This is a genomic window from Enterobacter sp. T2 (genome assembly GCF_010692925.1).
Classification (GTDB): Bacteria; Pseudomonadota; Gammaproteobacteria; order Enterobacterales; family Enterobacteriaceae; genus Enterobacter; species Enterobacter kobei.
This window is the reverse complement of sequence record NZ_CP048736.1, coordinates 137387-153100: the sequence shown is the minus strand read 5'-3', so window position 1 is coordinate 153100 and position 15714 is coordinate 137387. Positions and strand designations below refer to the sequence as shown.

At 52.3% G+C, this 15714-nt stretch carries 12 protein-coding genes; 7 read left to right on the top strand and 5 right to left on the bottom strand.

Annotation, left to right across the window (positions count from 1 at the left end):
- Positions 1-9 precede the first annotated feature (9 nt).
- Positions 10-1188: a D-xylose utilization transcriptional activator XylR gene (gene xylR, locus G0034_RS00750; RefSeq protein WP_014882033.1), complete on the top strand. Its 1179-nt coding sequence runs from the start codon at positions 10-12 to the stop codon at positions 1186-1188.
- A 38-nt stretch (positions 1189-1226) separates the two neighbouring features.
- Here xylR and G0034_RS00745 read toward each other — a convergent pair whose 3' ends face one another.
- Positions 1227-2051, bottom strand: coding sequence for a protein bax (locus tag G0034_RS00745; protein ID WP_014882032.1), 825 nt, complete (start codon positions 2049-2051; stop codon positions 1227-1229).
- Positions 2052-2365: 314 nt separating this feature from the next.
- Here G0034_RS00745 and G0034_RS00740 point away from each other — a divergent pair, with 314 nt between their 5' ends.
- Together G0034_RS00740 and avtA are read left to right on the top strand one after the other, a co-directional pair.
- Positions 2366-4396 (top strand): alpha-amylase, encoded by a 2031-nt coding sequence (locus tag G0034_RS00740; RefSeq protein WP_023336564.1) that lies wholly within the window; start codon positions 2366-2368, stop codon positions 4394-4396.
- 243 nt (positions 4397-4639) lie between these two features.
- Positions 4640-5896 (top strand): valine--pyruvate transaminase, encoded by a 1257-nt coding sequence (avtA, locus tag G0034_RS00735; RefSeq protein WP_014882030.1) that lies wholly within the window; start codon positions 4640-4642, stop codon positions 5894-5896.
- Positions 5897-5952: 56 nt separating this feature from the next.
- On the opposite strand, the gene G0034_RS00730 is transcribed toward avtA, so the two are convergent.
- Positions 5953-6762, bottom strand: coding sequence for an AraC family transcriptional regulator (locus G0034_RS00730; protein ID WP_179120421.1), 810 nt, complete (start codon positions 6760-6762; stop codon positions 5953-5955).
- 225 nt (positions 6763-6987) lie between these two features.
- Here G0034_RS00730 and G0034_RS00725 point away from each other — a divergent pair, with 225 nt between their 5' ends.
- The 3 genes from G0034_RS00725 (at position 6988) to G0034_RS00715 (ending at position 11629) form a co-directional block, all read left to right on the top strand.
- Positions 6988-8388 carry an MFS transporter gene (locus G0034_RS00725; RefSeq protein ID WP_023336562.1) on the top strand — a complete coding sequence of 467 codons (1401 nt, stop codon included), beginning with the start codon at positions 6988-6990 and terminating at the stop codon, positions 8386-8388.
- Positions 8389-8398: 10 nt separating this feature from the next.
- Positions 8399-10348 (top strand): glycoside hydrolase family 127 protein, encoded by a 1950-nt coding sequence (locus tag G0034_RS00720; protein ID WP_179120420.1) that lies wholly within the window; start codon positions 8399-8401, stop codon positions 10346-10348.
- Positions 10349-10552: 204 nt separating this feature from the next.
- The gene (locus G0034_RS00715) at positions 10553-11629 is read left to right on the top strand and encodes a type I restriction endonuclease (protein WP_047343738.1); all 1077 of its coding nucleotides are present in this window, start codon (positions 10553-10555) and stop codon (positions 11627-11629) included.
- Between the two features lie 3 nt (positions 11630-11632).
- On the opposite strand, the gene G0034_RS00710 is transcribed toward G0034_RS00715, so the two are convergent.
- The gene (locus tag G0034_RS00710) at positions 11633-12040 is read right to left on the bottom strand and encodes a type II toxin-antitoxin system HicB family antitoxin (RefSeq protein WP_179120419.1); all 408 of its coding nucleotides are present in this window, start codon (positions 12038-12040) and stop codon (positions 11633-11635) included.
- A gap of 290 nt (positions 12041-12330) precedes the next feature.
- Positions 12331-13071, bottom strand: a complete 741-nt coding sequence (locus G0034_RS00705; RefSeq protein ID WP_014882026.1) for a MipA/OmpV family protein — start codon at positions 13069-13071, stop codon at positions 12331-12333.
- Between the two features lie 116 nt (positions 13072-13187).
- Here G0034_RS00705 and G0034_RS00700 point away from each other — a divergent pair, with 116 nt between their 5' ends.
- Complete coding sequence (locus tag G0034_RS00700; RefSeq protein WP_059361794.1) at positions 13188-14153, top strand: LysR family transcriptional regulator; 966 nt, start codon at positions 13188-13190, stop codon at positions 14151-14153.
- Here G0034_RS00700 and aldB read toward each other — a convergent pair.
- The gene (gene aldB, locus G0034_RS00695) at positions 14150-15688 is read right to left on the bottom strand and encodes an aldehyde dehydrogenase AldB (protein WP_014882024.1); all 1539 of its coding nucleotides are present in this window, start codon (positions 15686-15688) and stop codon (positions 14150-14152) included. The two genes, G0034_RS00700 and aldB, sit on opposite strands and share 4 nt — an antisense overlap.
- Positions 15689-15714: the final 26 nt, after the last annotated feature.

The window sequence follows — 15714 nt, the reverse complement described above, 5'->3', positions numbered from 1 at the left end:
AAGTGAGCCATGTTTGAAAAGCGTCACCGCATTACGTTGTTATTCAATGCCAATAAAGCCTACGACCGTCAGGTCGTTGAAGGCGTGGGTGAATATTTGCAGGCGTCGCAATCCGAGTGGGATATCTTCATTGAGGAAGACTTCCGCACCCGTCTGGAGAACATCAAAGACTGGCTGGGGGATGGCGTCATCGCTGACTATGACGATCCCGTCATTGAACAGCTGCTGACCGACGTCGACGTCCCGATCGTGGGCGTCGGCGGCTCCTACCATTCCCCCGAAAATTACCCGCCGGTTCACTATATCGCCACCGATAATCATGCACTGGTCGAAGCCGCTTTTCTTCATTTAAAAGAGAAAGGCGTCCATCGTTTCGCGTTCTATGGTTTACCCGCCACCAGCGGCAAGCGCTGGGCAGTCGAGCGCGAGCATGCGTTTTGCCAGCTGGTCGCGCAGGAGAAGTATCGCGGAGTAGTGTATCAGGGGCTGGAGACGGCTCCGGAAAACTGGCAGCACGCGCAAAACCGGCTGGCGGACTGGCTGCAAACGCTGCCCCCGCAAACCGGTATTATTGCCGTCACCGACGCCCGCGCCCGCCACGTGCTGCAGGTCTGCGAGCATTTACATATCCCGGTGCCCGAGAAGCTGTGCGTGATTGGCATTGATAACGAAGAACTCACCCGCTATCTCTCCCGCGTGGCGCTCTCCTCTGTGGCACAGGGCACCCGTCAGATGGGCTATCAGGCAGCGAAGCTGCTGCATCGTCTGCTGGATAAAGAGTCTCTGCCGCTTCAGCGTTTGCTGGTACCCCCTGTCCGCGTCGTGGAGCGTCGCTCAACCGACTATCGTTCCCTGAGTGACCCGGCCGTCATTCAGGCGATGCACTATATTCGCAACCACGCCTGTAAAGGAATTAAGGTCGATCAGGTTCTGGATTCGGTGGGCATTTCTCGTTCGAATCTGGAGAAGCGTTTCAAAGAAGAAGTGGGCGAAACCATTCATGCCGTCATCCATGCGGAGAAACTGGAGAAAGCCCGCAGCCTGCTCATCTCAACATCACTGTCGATCAACGAAATCTCGCAGATGTGCGGTTATCCGTCGCTGCAATATTTCTATTCGGTGTTTCGCAAAGAGTATGACACCACGCCAAAAGAGTATCGGGATCGCCACAGCGAGGTGCTGATATAGAAAAGAAAACGCCTTCATTTAGAAGGCGTTTTTAGTGATTACATATGGGCGGCGATTAAGCGCTGGTTATCCTGGTACATCGCGAACAGATAGTTGTTATAGCTCTGCCCCTTCGTCGAATAACCCTTCAGCTTGTGGATCATCGTACTGGCCGTCACTTCCTGATCCGCTTTACGCAACTGAGCACGTGATTTACGGAAAGATGAGTAGGCCGGGTGCGTATTCAGATTGACCACATAGGCACCCACGGAATCTTTGACTGATTCAAACTGAGAATAGCCTTTCACCTTGCCAGGCGCATTATTACAACGACCTTTCACACACTTCATACCGAAAAGATTGTTGTTATTACGCGCCAGCTTTGACGTTCCCCAGCCGCTTTCGGCTGCCGCCATGGTCGCAACCATGCTATTCGGGATGATATCGACACGTTCAAGGAGAGCATTCCACGGCACACGACGGGTGTTACCGTTCCAGCTCAGCTTGTAGCGCTTCGTGATATCTTTCAGACGCGCGCGTTCTGAAGGCGACCAGCGGCTATCGTACTGTTTGGAAATCAGCCAGTTACGATCCGCAGTAATCGCGGCATTTTGACTCGTGATGTAAGGCATTACCGTCCGGAGAAACGCTTTTTTCCTTGGTGTTCCGGAAGGGTATTTTCGCAAATCAGGAAGTGAACTACTCTTTGCACTATTGCGAGAATACTCTTGTTTACTGCTAACCTTACTACTTGTCGTCTTTATTACGTGGGCTTTCTTACTCGTTGTATCCGTGTGCGTCTTCGCAAGCACCTCACCTGAAAATGCCATGGTGAGTAACATGAGTATCGCAGCCCCATATCGTCGAATGGGAGTCGATATCATTAGGTCTCCTGGTCGGATGTCATCATCCTAACACCTTATTTTTTTCACAAATTTGAGAGCGGAATCTCAAATCATATCAAAAATAGACTTCAAGAGCACGTATAGAAATAGTCCAAATCCGAAACTATGTCACCTGAAACTTGCTTATAAAAACAGCACTCCTGAAAATTTGTGCGCGATATCGCAGATAACTGCCTAATTTTGCGCGGGATCACTCATCCTCACACGTCCTCCTGGCAGAAAGCGCTGGAGGATGAGTTTTTACCCTCCGCCTGATGGCAAACTGGTTAAAAATGCCGCGACAGGAAAATGGAATGAAACGCACCGCTCTGGCTTTTCTGATGCTACCCGCACTGGCACACGCTGACTGGTCATCACCGGGGTTTAAGAGTTTTAGCGCCGAAGGCACCGGGATTTTCACCAGCCAGGCAAAGCTTGCGAAGGGTACGCGTCCTCTTACGCTGAGTTTTGACAAGACGTGCTGGCAGCCATCAGAGGCGATAAAACTCAATGAGATGCTGTCGCTCAAACCCTGCGATGGCACGCCGCCGCAGTGGCGCCTTTTCCGCGACGGTGAATATCAGATGCGGATTGATACTCGCTCCGGCACGCCCACACTGCTGCTGACAATTCAGAGTGCAGCAGAACAACCGGTAGCAACCGCTATCCGCCAGTGTCCGAAGTGGGATGGTAAACCGCTGACGCTGAACGTTAGCGATACTTTCCCGGAAGGGACAGTAGTGCGTGATTTCTACAGCAAACAGACCGCGACGGTACAGAACGGAAACATTACCCTGCAGCCCGCCGCTGGCAGTAATGGCCTGCTGCTGCTTGAGCGCGCCGAAACGGATAAACCCGCACCGTTTAGCTGGCAGAACGCCACCGTCTATTTTGTCCTGACCGACCGCTATGTGAACGGTGACCCGAGCAACGACAACAGCTATGGCCGCCATAAAGACGGCATGCAGGAGATTGGCACCTTCCACGGTGGCGACCTCAAGGGACTTGCCAGCAAGCTCGATTATTTACAGCAACTGGGGGTGAATGCGCTCTGGATAAGCTCTCCGCTTGAGCAGATCCATGGTTGGGTAGGCGGGGGGACCAAAGGGGATTTCCCTCACTACGCGTATCATGGCTATTACACCCAGGACTGGACAAAGCTTGATGCCAACATGGGTACCGAAGAAGATTTGCGCCATCTTGTCGATGAAGCACACAAGCGTGGTATCCGCATCCTGTTCGATATCGTCATGAACCACACGGGCTACGCGACGCTAGCAGACATGCAGGCGTATCAGTTTGGCGCGCTGTATTTACAGGGTGATGAGCTGAAAAAAACGCTGGGTGAACACTGGACCGACTGGAAGCCAGGTGCAGGCCAAACCTGGCACAGCTTCAATGACTACATTAACTTCAGCGACAAAGCCGCATGGGAAAAATGGTGGGGCAAGAAATGGATCCGTACCGACATCGGTGATTACGACAACCCTGGCTTTGATGATTTGACGATGTCGCTGGCGTTCCTGCCCGACCTGAAAACGGAATCCACCGTCCCTTCCGGGTTACCCAATTTTTATCAGCACAAACCCGATACCCACGCGAAGGCCATCCCGGGATATACCCCGCGCGACTATCTGACTCACTGGCTCAGCCAGTGGGTACGAGACTACGGCATCGACGGTTTTCGGGTCGATACCGCGAAGCACGTCGAGCTTGCGGCCTGGCAGCAGCTAAAAGATCAGACAAGTCAGGCACTGGCGGCCTGGAAAGGGGCGAACCCGGACAAAAAGCTCGACAACGCACCGTTCTGGATGACCGGGGAATCCTGGGGTCACGGGGTGATGCAGAGTGATTATTACCGCCACGGTTTCGATGCGATGATCAACTTTGATTATCAGGAGCAGGCGGCAAAGGCGGTGAACTGCCTGGCCGATATCGACCTGACGTGGCAGCAGATGGCAGAAAAGCTGCAAAGCTTCAACGTTCTGAGCTACCTCTCCTCCCATGACACACGCCTGTTCCGCGAAGGTGGTCAGCGCGCGGCTGAGCTGCTCCTGCTGGCACCGGGCAGCGTACAAATCTATTACGGGGATGAATCCGAACGTCCGTTCGGCCCGACGGGCTCCGACCCGCTTCAGGGCACCCGTTCGGATATGAACTGGCAGGATGTCACGGGCACGCAGGCGTCAACCGTCGCCCACTGGCAAATGCTGGGTCAGTTCCGCGCCCGTCACCCGGCGATCGGCGAAGGCAAGCAAACCACGCTGTCGCTGAAAGAAGGGTATGGCTTTGTGCGCGAGCACAAGGGCGATAAAGTCATGGTGGTATGGGCTGGTAATCAATAATCCCCCCTCACCCTAACCCTCTCCCCACAGGGGAGAGGGAACCGCACGGAGCCGTCTTTTCCCCCTCGCCCCTTTGGGGAGAGGGCCGGGGTGAGGGGAGAAAAAACCGCCAGAACAATTCACTGAATAAATCCTTATCCGCCACATAAAACAACAAATCCGACCACACCACCCGATTTGCACCAACACGGTGCTAGCGTTATGGTTACCCACTTTCAAAATAAGCTCGACAGATCACCTGCTATGACGTTTTCACTTTTCGGCGACAAATTCACCCGCCATTCAGGCATTACTCGCCTGATGGAGGACCTCAACGACGGGCTGCGCACACCGGGCGCAATCATGCTCGGCGGCGGAAACCCGGCTCAAATTCCGGAGATGAATACCTATTTCCAGACGCTGCTCGCTCAGATGCTGGAAAACGGCAAAGCGACCGATGCGCTCTGCAATTACGACGGTCCTCAGGGCAAAACTGAACTGCTGGCGCTCCTCGCTGGAATGCTGCGTGACGAGCTGGGCTGGGATATCGAACCACAGAATATTGCACTAACAAACGGCAGCCAGAGCGCGTTTTTCTACTTGTTTAACCTGTTCGCTGGACGTCGCGCCGACGGCACGACCAAAAAAGTGCTGTTCCCGCTGGCCCCGGAATATATCGGCTATGCCGATTCCGGTCTGGAAGAGGATCTGTTCGTCTCCGCACGCCCTAACATTGAGCTGCTGCCAGAAGGCCAGTTCAAATATCACGTCGATTTTGAACATCTGCATATCGGTGAAGAGACGGGCATGATCTGCGTCTCCCGTCCGACTAACCCGACGGGCAACGTCATTACCGACGACGAGCTGATGAAGCTGGATGCGCTGGCAAATCAGCACGGCATTCCGCTGGTGATCGATAACGCCTACGGCGTGCCGTTCCCGGGCATTATCTTCAGCGAAGCGCGTCCGCTATGGAACCCGAATATCGTTCTGTGCATGAGCCTCTCTAAGCTGGGCCTGCCGGGTAGCCGCTGCGGCATCATCATCGCCAACGAGAAAATCATCACCGCCATTACCAATATGAACGGCATTATCAGCCTTTCACCGGGCGGCATCGGTCCGGCAATGATGTGTGAAATGATTAAGCGCAACGACCTGCTGCGTCTGTCTAACGAAGTTATCAAGCCGTTTTATTATCAGCGCGTTCAGGAAACCATCGCGACGATTCGCCGCTACCTGCCGGAAGAGCGCTGCCTGATCCACAAACCTGAAGGGGCGATTTTCCTCTGGCTGTGGTTTAAGGACCTGCCGATCACCACCGAACTGCTCTACCAGCGTCTGAAAAAACGCGGTGTGTTGATGGTGCCGGGTGATTACTTCTTCCCGGGTCTGGATAAGCCGTGGCCGCACACGCACCAGTGCATGCGTATGAACTACGTGCCCGATCCGGAAAAAATTGAAGCGGGCGTCAAAATTCTCGCCGAAGAAATCGAAAAAGCCTGGCGCGAAGACGGTCAGTGACGCGTTACGCCAGATGATGCTGCACAGCGGGCATAATCTGGCGACCCCGAGGCAGGTCAACCAGAATTAATATGCTCTTTACAGTACCGCCGTTTCCAGACGGCGGGCGTTAGACCGGTGTGCTTAGAAAAAATCTGTCGAAAATAGCCCACATCATTAAAACCGCAGCGTGTCGCTACTTCGGTTAATGATGCGGCCTCGTTGAGCAGTAATTTTTCTGCCGCCCGGACACGCTGGCGATGAATGGCCTCCGTCAGGGTTAAATGAAATGTCCGGCGAAATACTCGCCCAAGGTAATCCGCATTGCAGTGCAGCTCTTTTGCCAGTAGCGACGTTGAAAGCGGTAAATGAAACTGTGTGCGAATAAGCTGTTTCGCCTTCCACGCCATGGCCGCACCGGCTTCATTGCCGCTGTCTTCATATCCGGAAGGACGGGAAATTTGCTGTAAGATCAGCAGTAAAATGATTTCAAGCGCCATGGTTCGCTGTAATTTCTCCTGCTCGCTTAAGAACTGGCGGAAAAGAGAAATGACAGACTGGGCGTCCCTCACGCGACAATGCTGTTCTATCGCCAGATTGGGTTGTGAAGAGGGGTAATGTTCAATCTCAAAATGCAGCCAGTAAAATTTAAGATCGACAGGGAATTCGCCCACACCCACGTGTCGCCTGTCAGGCCAAAGCAGTAACGTCTCCCCTGCACGCACCTCAAACACCGTATTTTCTTCCTGGATCGTTAATGTCCCTTTTTCGACAAAAATAATCTCCCACGATGTTAATTTCCGCGCAGGATGGCGACCCACGCCCCGGGAAATAAATAGGCCGCCATTTTGGACCTTAATCGGAAGCGCTATGGATAATTCGAGCATGGATATTCACCATTCCGCTTTTATTGCCATCAATATTCAATTTACGCATTGATTATTAACTAATATCTGAATAACTGTCCGATCGAAATCACATTTTCTTCATCAGGTCGGAATCGTCACCTTTTTATACTTTTCCCTTCCCTTGTTGGCCTTGCCGTTCAATGCAGAATAAATGGGTACCTTGCATAAATACGATAATAAATTCGTTCATCGAGGAGTTACTTCATGACTTCCACACCGATTACTGAATCAGACGTGACACAAGGGGCGGCAGATGACCGGCTGTCCGTCCGCGAAAAAATTGGCTATGGCCTGGGTGATGCGGGCGGGACGGTAATTACCTGCCTGATCATGAATTTCCTGACCTTTTTCTATACCGATGTCTTTGGCCTCACTCCCGCGCTCGTGGGCACGCTATTTATTGCTCTTCGTGTGTTTGATGCCATCTCCGATCCGGTGATGGGCGTGATTGCTGACCGCACGCAGAGCCGCTGGGGACGTTTTCGTCCCTGGCAGCTATGGGTGGCGCTCCCCATCGGGGTTATTGGTGTGCTGACGTTCACCGTACCGGAAGCCAGCATGGGGGTGAAAATCGCCTGGGCGTTTGGTACCTATTTGCTGTTGTCCGTTGGTTACACCGCCATTAACGTGCCCTACTGCGCGCTGATTAACACCATGACTACCCGACACAACGAGGTGATCGCCTGCCAGTCATGGCGCTTTGTGCTGTGCGGCGTGGCGGGATTTCTGGTCTCTGTGGGATTGCCATGGCTGGTCGCGGAGCTCGGTCAGGGCGATGCCGCAAAGGGTTATCAGCTTGGCGTCGGCGTCCTGTGTGCTATCGCCGTGGTGATGTTTCTCTGCTGCTTCTTCTGGGTTCGCGAGCGCGTTCCGCTGGCGCTGATGGGTAAATTCACCTTACGCGAGCACCTTGCGGGCCTGCGTAAAAACGATCAACTGCTCCTGATGCTGGTGATGTCGTTTCTGCTGATCAACGTTTTCAACATTCGCGGCGGCGGATACATGTACTTCATCACCTACGTCCTGCAGGGCAGCACGGCCTATACCTCGCTGTTTTTCACGATGGTGACTTTTGCGGCCATTCTGGGTGCGGTGATCGTCAATCCGCTGTCGCGCCGTATTGATACCGTCAAACTCTACTACTACACCAACCTGGTGCTCGCTGCGCTTGCGGTGGGCATGTGGTTTCTGCCGGGAGGCCCGGCGCACCAGACGCTCTGGCTGGTGATTATTTTAAGCAACGGCGTGATCCTCGGTTTTACCCTGCCACTGCACTTCTCGCTGATGGCTTTTGCCGATGACTACGGTGAATGGAAAAACGGCGTGCGCTCATCGGGCATGAACTTCGCCTTCAACCTGTTTTTCATCAAGCTCGCATGGGCATCCAGCGCCGGGATCATCAGCCTGGTGTTTATCACCGTAGCCTATCAGCCGGGCATGGGTAACCAGACGCCAGCCTCGTTACAGGGCATCACCGCCATGGAGACACTGCTGCCTGCCCTTTTCCATCTGCTGCTGGCGGTCACTATCCGCTGGTGCAGGCTTAACAATCCCCTGATGTCGCGGATTGCCACCGATCTGCGCCAGCGTCATGTCCCTTCCTGAGGAGAATACGATGTCCGTAATGGAACCCGATCTGCACCAACTGAAAATCAATGACCCGTTTCTCGGGCAGTATCAACGACTGGTCCGTGATGTGGTGATCCCCTACCAGTGGGATGCGCTGAACGATCGCGTGGCAGAGGCTGAACCCAGCCACGCCATCACCAACTTCCGCATTGCCGCGGGTCTGGAAGAGGGTGAATTCTACGGGATGGTGTTTCAGGACAGCGACGTGGCGAAATGGCTGGAGGCCGTGGCGTGGTCGCTATGCCAGAAACCGGATGCTGAACTGGAAAAAACCGCCGACGAGGTCATTGAACTGATTGCCGCAGCACAGTGTGAAGATGGCTATCTCAATACGTACTTTACGGTTAAGGCCCCCGAGGCGCGCTGGACCAATCTGGCCGAATGCCACGAGCTGTACTGCGCCGGGCATATGATTGAGGCTGGCGTGGCCTGGTTTCAGGGAACCGGTAAACGCAACCTGCTGGATGTGGTGTGCAGGCTGGCAGACCATATCGACAGCGTGTTTGGCCCTGGCGAAACGCAGCTGCACGGTTATCCTGGCCACCCGGAAATCGAGCTGGCGCTGATGCGGCTGTACGACGTCACGGAGGAACCACGCTACCTCAATCTGGTGAAATACTTTATTGAGGAACGCGGCACCCAGCCTCACTTCTACGATATCGAGTACGAGAAGCGTGGCAAAACGTCATACTGGAATACCTATGGACCTGCGTGGATGGTCAAGGACAAAGCCTACAGCCAGGCACATCAGCCTCTTGCTGAACAACAAACGGCCATCGGCCATGCGGTACGCTTTGTCTACCTGATGGCGGGCATGGCGCATCTGGCGCGCCTGAGCGGCGACGAAGGTAAACGCCAGGACTGCCTGCGGCTGTGGAATAACATGGCGCAGCGCCAGCTGTACATTACCGGCGGGATTGGCTCGCAAAGTAGCGGCGAGGCGTTCAGCAGCGATTACGATCTGCCCAACGATACGGTGTACGCGGAAAGCTGCGCCTCCATTGGCCTGATGATGTTTGCCCGCCGGATGCTCGAGATGGAGGCAGACAGTCACTACGCCGACGTGATGGAGCGCGCGTTATACAACACGGTACTCGGCGGCATGGCGCTGGACGGAAAACACTTCTTCTATGTGAACCCGCTGGAGGTACATCCGAAAACGCTGGCGTTCAACCATATCTACGATCACGTGAAGCCCGTCCGCCAGCGATGGTTCGGCTGCGCCTGCTGTCCGCCGAATATCGCCCGCGTGCTGACCTCACTGGGACATTACATTTATACCGTTCGCCCGGATGCCCTGTTGATCAACCTGTATGTGGGGAACGATGTCGCCATACAGATTGATGAAAACACACTCCGGCTACGTATTAGCGGTAACTATCCGTGGCAGGATCAGGTGACCATCGAAATAACCTCGCCTGTTCCGGTGACTCACACGCTGGCCCTGCGGCTGCCGGACTGGTGCGCCGAACCGGCTGTTTCGCTGAATGGTGAACGCGTCACCGGTGAGGTCGTTCGTGGATATCTTTACCTCAACCGTTGCTGGCATGAGGGCGACACGCTGACTCTGACACTCCCTATGCCGGTTCGCCGCGTGTACGGTAACCCGCAGGTGCGCCAGCAGGCAGGTAAAGTCGCGCTTCAGCGCGGGCCCCTGGTTTACTGTCTGGAAGAAGCTGATAACGGCGCAAATCTGCATAACCTCTCTTTGCCTGAAAACAGTGCGTTCCGGGTATTTGAAGGCAAAGGCATTTTCGCGCACAAAATGTTGATACAGGCGGAGGGGAGCGGTTATCACGCGAAGGATACGGATGCGCTGTGGCAGTACGATCGCTCGCCGGCACAGCGTCAGCCCCAGACGCTGACCTTTATTCCCTGGTTCAGTTGGGCAAACCGGGGAGAAGGGGAGATGCGGATATGGGTGGATGAAGCATAAATAAGGATAATACCGACTTACGTAATATATAATATTTTTATCGAGCTCGTGAATGCCGAGCTCGATGATTTATTAGAGATTGAAAGACAATGTGATCTAGCCCTCGGTATTGTTTTTTTAGTGTCCATCGCCTCAGCATACCATTGTCTGGCACAGATTTTAGTGTTATTCCATAAAGACACATAGTTAAAATAAGGATATCCCATGGAATTCGCTGAAAGATTAAATGCATTATCCAATAAAATAAAACAACAAATAGAAGTAATTAATACGGAAGAAGCGACAAAAACAGCTTTTGTAATGCCATTTATTCATAATGTACTAGGCTATGATGTTTTTGACCCTTCAGAGGTGACACCAGAGTTTGTCTGCGATGTTGGTACAAAAAAAGGCGAAAAGATCGATTATGCCATAATGAAAAATAATGATGTACAGATACTTATTGAATGTAAAAAAATTGGCGAGCCATTAAATATAAATCATGCATCCCAGTTATTTAGGTATTTTCATGTTACAAACGCCAGGATTTCAATCCTCACAAATGGACAAACCTATAAATTTTTTACCGACCTTGATGCGCCTAATAAAATGGACGAAAAACCATTTTTGGAAGTAGATCTTCTTGATATAGACGAGAATATAATACCAGAACTAAAAAAATTAACTAAGTCTTCGTTTGATTTGGAATCAATTATCAATGCAGCTGGTGAATTAAAATATGTTAGCCAAATCAAAAAAATCCTGCATACTCAGCTAAACAATCCTGAAGACGACTTCGTGAAATTTTTTGCATCCCGGGTTTATGACGGAATGCTGACCCAAAAAGTCAGGGAATCTTTTTTAAATTTGACTAAAAAAGCTGCTAGTCAATACATAAATGATCAGGTAAATGAGCGCCTCAAGTCAGCCATTACGGGTATACCCCCAGCGTTGATCGATGCTCCCAATGAATCATCACATGTTGAGGAAGACGACCATAAAGATGAAACTGATGTGGTCACAACACTAGAAGAGCTTGAGGGGTACCATATTGTTAAAGCAATTACCAGAGCGGTACTGGAAGCACCACGTATTACTCACAGAGATAACAAAAGCTACTTTGGTATTCTTGTAGACGATAACAACCGCAAACCCCTTTGCCGATTGCATTTTAATCGCACACAAAAATACATAGGTCTTTTCGATATAGAAAAAAACGAAACGCGTCACCCCATAGCAACGGTAGATGATATTTATTCCTTTGCCGATATCCTAAAAGCAACCGCAGCCCTCTATAATTAATCTTTATCCAGGCAGCACGCGACGTGCTGCCTCAGCCAGAAATGAACTTCGATTACTGAACTGAGGATGCCCGCTGACGAAGGAATCAATCTTCATCAGTAAACGACGAGGCATTGTGATGTTAATACGCTCGGCTCTGCCATCGAACTGTTTCATATTAATATCTACCAGGAACCATTGCCCACCCGTAAAGTTGTCCGGATGATTTTCCAGGTGTGCCTCCACATTACCAGGAAGCGGCAATGCTTCATCCATTTCTAACAGTGCTTCGAAGTGCGAAGTGAGTGCATCACGCGCATCCTGAAATGCTTCATCCAGGGAATCCCCTGCAAAAAAACAGCCAGGGACGTCAGGGAAAAAGCCACTGGCGCTGCTGTCGGAATCAGAATGAATGTAAGCCGGATAAAACATAACTACTCCTGATATCAGTGTTTAATTCCCGCCTGCTGCCATATCTGGCTAACGCGACCGGTTTTATGTCTTTATAAGAATCATACACATGATACACATCTTTAATGATGGGTGGATCGCATTAGCATAGTGGGCATATTAAGAAAAAAGTCATTACGGAAAAGGACAAAGGGAGATAAGTGCTATCAAAAAATGCCTGGCGGCGCTTTGCTTGCACAGGCCTACGCAAAGCGATGATGGCAACCATGTAGGCCGGGTAAGGCGTAGCCGCCACCCGGCTTTTTACCGTATCAGAAGCGCCAGGTCAGCCCGGTCATCAGCACGAAGCTGTCGTCGCGGTCGATCATCGGGCTGTTCTTCACGTCGTCAGGCAACACGGTGTAGACCGCGCTGGCGTTAAGGTACAGCTTCTGGGTTAACTGATATTTAGCCGCCAGGCCAACGTATGGCGTCCAGCTGTCACCGGCGGTGTATTGCTTCAGACCTGAGCGGCGAGACTCGTTGCCGGATACGCCGTAGTAGTAGTCGTTATAGCTTTCGTCGGTATAAAAAACACCCACAGATGGCGTCAGGGTCAGACGTTCCATCCTGATGGGTCGAAAGTAGGAGACTTCTCCAATCATGCCGCCGCTTTCATCCGTGGCATCGCCAGAGACCGCCACTTTCAAAGAACCCCAGCTTTCGTGGTGATAGTACGCGCCACCGAGGAAAGCGGACGCCTTACGCTCATCAAGCTGTTTCATCTGATGGTCGTCATTGTCATCGGGATCAAAATGCAACGGCATCCACGATGCGGTCAGGCTGAGTTCATTTTTTGCGTCTTTCCACAGGATCCAGCCGCCCGTGGTCTGGCGCACATAAAAACGATCGCTTTCGTAACTGATTAACGGCACCGCAGTGGTATTTTCGTTATATCCCTTATAAGGCGACTCATTAAATACAGCCCCCGCCCCTATTGAAAAGTCACCGGCCATCGCAGATGTGGCTGCAAATAACGTGGCAGCGATAAGTAAATTGTATTTAATAGTCATCAAAGTAATCCATTTAAACGCCAAACAAGCGGGGCGAATAATAATGGTTACAAATTTGCCAATGCAACGCTGCGGTTTATATAATATTATATATATAATGATATAGATGGGTGCGCATGATGAGTAAATTACAGCTTAAGCCACGCGAATTAAAAATAATCTCCGTCATCGCCGCCACTCACAGCATTGGTGATGCTGCTGCCCTGTTGGGTATGGCGCAGGCTAACGTCAGTAAATATCTCTCTGATTTTGAAGCGCGGGTTGGACTAAAGGTTTTTGAGCGCACGACCCGTCAGCTTGCGCTTACTCAGTTTGGTGAAGCGTTACTTCCCTATATTGACGCTTCGCTGGACAAAAACGATCAGCTCGTGAATTTCATTGCCGATTATAAGCATGAAAAGCGGGGCAAAGTGACCCTTTACGCGCCCACGGGAATTGTCACCTACCTCGCGCGCCATGTCATCCATCAGATAAAAGACATCGGCGACATTCGTATCTCCCTGAAAACGTACAACCTGGACCGCAATGAATTTTCAGAAGGCGTTTCCTTCCCGGATGACTGCGATATTTTAATTACCTATGCACAACCAAAAGATGGAAGTCTGGTCGCCAGCGTATTAACAAAATATTCCGTTACGGCATTCGCCACTCAGGAATATTTAAATAACCATCCATTAGCCGGACCTGACGATTTAATTAATCACTCATGTATTCTGATCGATTCCATGCTGGTCGACGATGCAAATATCTGGCGTTTTCGTACCCATGGTAGTGATAACGTGCAAGATTACAGGGTGACCGGAAATTATATTTGTGACAATACGCAGACGGCGCTGGAGCTGGCAAGAAATAATCTTGGCATCGTATTCGCACCTAAAGAGAGCCTGAAAAAAGAATTAGCGCAAGGCATGCTGGTTCCCTGCTTCCCGCATCAGGAAGAGTGGTGGCTCGATCTGACCGCGATATTCCGCAAACGTGAATACCAGCCCTGGCGTGTGCAGTACGTCCTTGATGGCGTCCTCAATTGCCTGCGCCAGCAAATTGCTCAGGCCGCCCAGGGACGGCCTGAGCAGGGCGACTAGAACAGGCCCAGCGGTTTATCGGAGTAGCTGACCAGCAAACATTTCGTCTGCTGGTAATGCTCCAGCATCATCTTGTGGGTTTCACGCCCGATGCCGGATTGCTTATAACCCCCAAATGCGGCGTGTGCCGGATAGGCGTGATAGCAGTTGGTCCAGACGCGCCCGGCCTGAATGCCCCGGCCCATTTTATAGGCCAGATTACCGTTGCGGCTCCAGACGCCCGCCCCCAGGCCATACGGCGTGTCGTTGGCAATCTCCAGTGCCTCCTCCATCGTTTTGAAGGTGGTCACCGCCAGCACCGGTCCGAAAATCTCCTCCTGGAAGACGCGCATGTTGTTCTTGCCAAACAGGATCGTCGGCTCAAGGTAATACCCGTCCTGCAGATCGCCACCAAGTACCTTACGGCGTCCGCCGGTCAGGATATCTGCGCCCTCTTTCTTGCCGATATCAATGTAGTTGAGGATGGTCTCCAGCTGTCCATGTGAGACCTGCGCCCCCATCTGCGTGACGTTATCAAGCGGGTTCCCGCTGCGGATAGATTCTACGCGGCGAATGGCGCGCTCCATGAAGCGTTCATAGATAGACTCCTGCACCAGCGCGCGACTCGGGCAGGTACAGACTTCACCCTGGTTAAACGCAAACAGCGCAAACCCTTCCAGGGCTTTATCGAAGAAGGCATCCTCTTCTTCCATCACGTCTGCAAAGAAGATGTTAGGGGATTTTCCCCCGAGCTCAAGCGTCACTGGAATGATGTTCTGGGTGGCGTACTGCATGATCTGCTGGCCCACTTCCGTCGACCCGGTAAACGCCACTTTGGCGATACGTTTAGACGTAGCCAGATACTCCCCTATCTCGCCACCCGCACCGTTCACCACGTTAATCACGCCCGGCGGCAGGAGATCGCCAACGATTTCCATCAGCAGCAGAACCGAAAGCGGGGTCAGACGCGCCGGTTTGAGCACAATGCAGTTGCCTGCTGCCAGCGCGGGCGCCATTTTCCAGCTCGCCATCAGCAGCGGGAAGTTCCACGGAATAATTTGCCCTACCACGCCCAGCGGTTCGTGGAAGTGATACGCCACGGTGTCGCTGTCGACCTCGCTGATTCCGCCCTCCTGAGCGCGAATACAGGAGGCAAAATAGCGGAAGTGGTCAATGGCCAGCGGCACGTCTGCCGCCATCGTTTCCCGGATCGGCTTGCCGTTATCCCAGGTTTCTGCCGTCGCCAGCAGTTCCAGATTCTGCTCCATCCGGTCAGCGATTTTGAACAGAATGGCTGCCCGATCCTGAACGGAGGTATGCCCCCATTTGTCTTTCGCGTTGTGCGCCGCATCCAGCGCCAGATCGATATCGCGCTTGCCGGAGCTGGCTATTTCACACAGCGGCTGGCCGGTAACGGGGGTCAGGTTGGAATAGTATTCGCCGTCGACGGGGGCCACCCAGTCGCCGCCAATAAAGTTGTCATAACGAGGCTTTAGCTTGAGGGGAAAACCATACTCGCCAGGCTGGATACGCGAAGAGGGAGGATTGTTTGTCATGACCGTCTCCTTGCTGTTGGTGTACA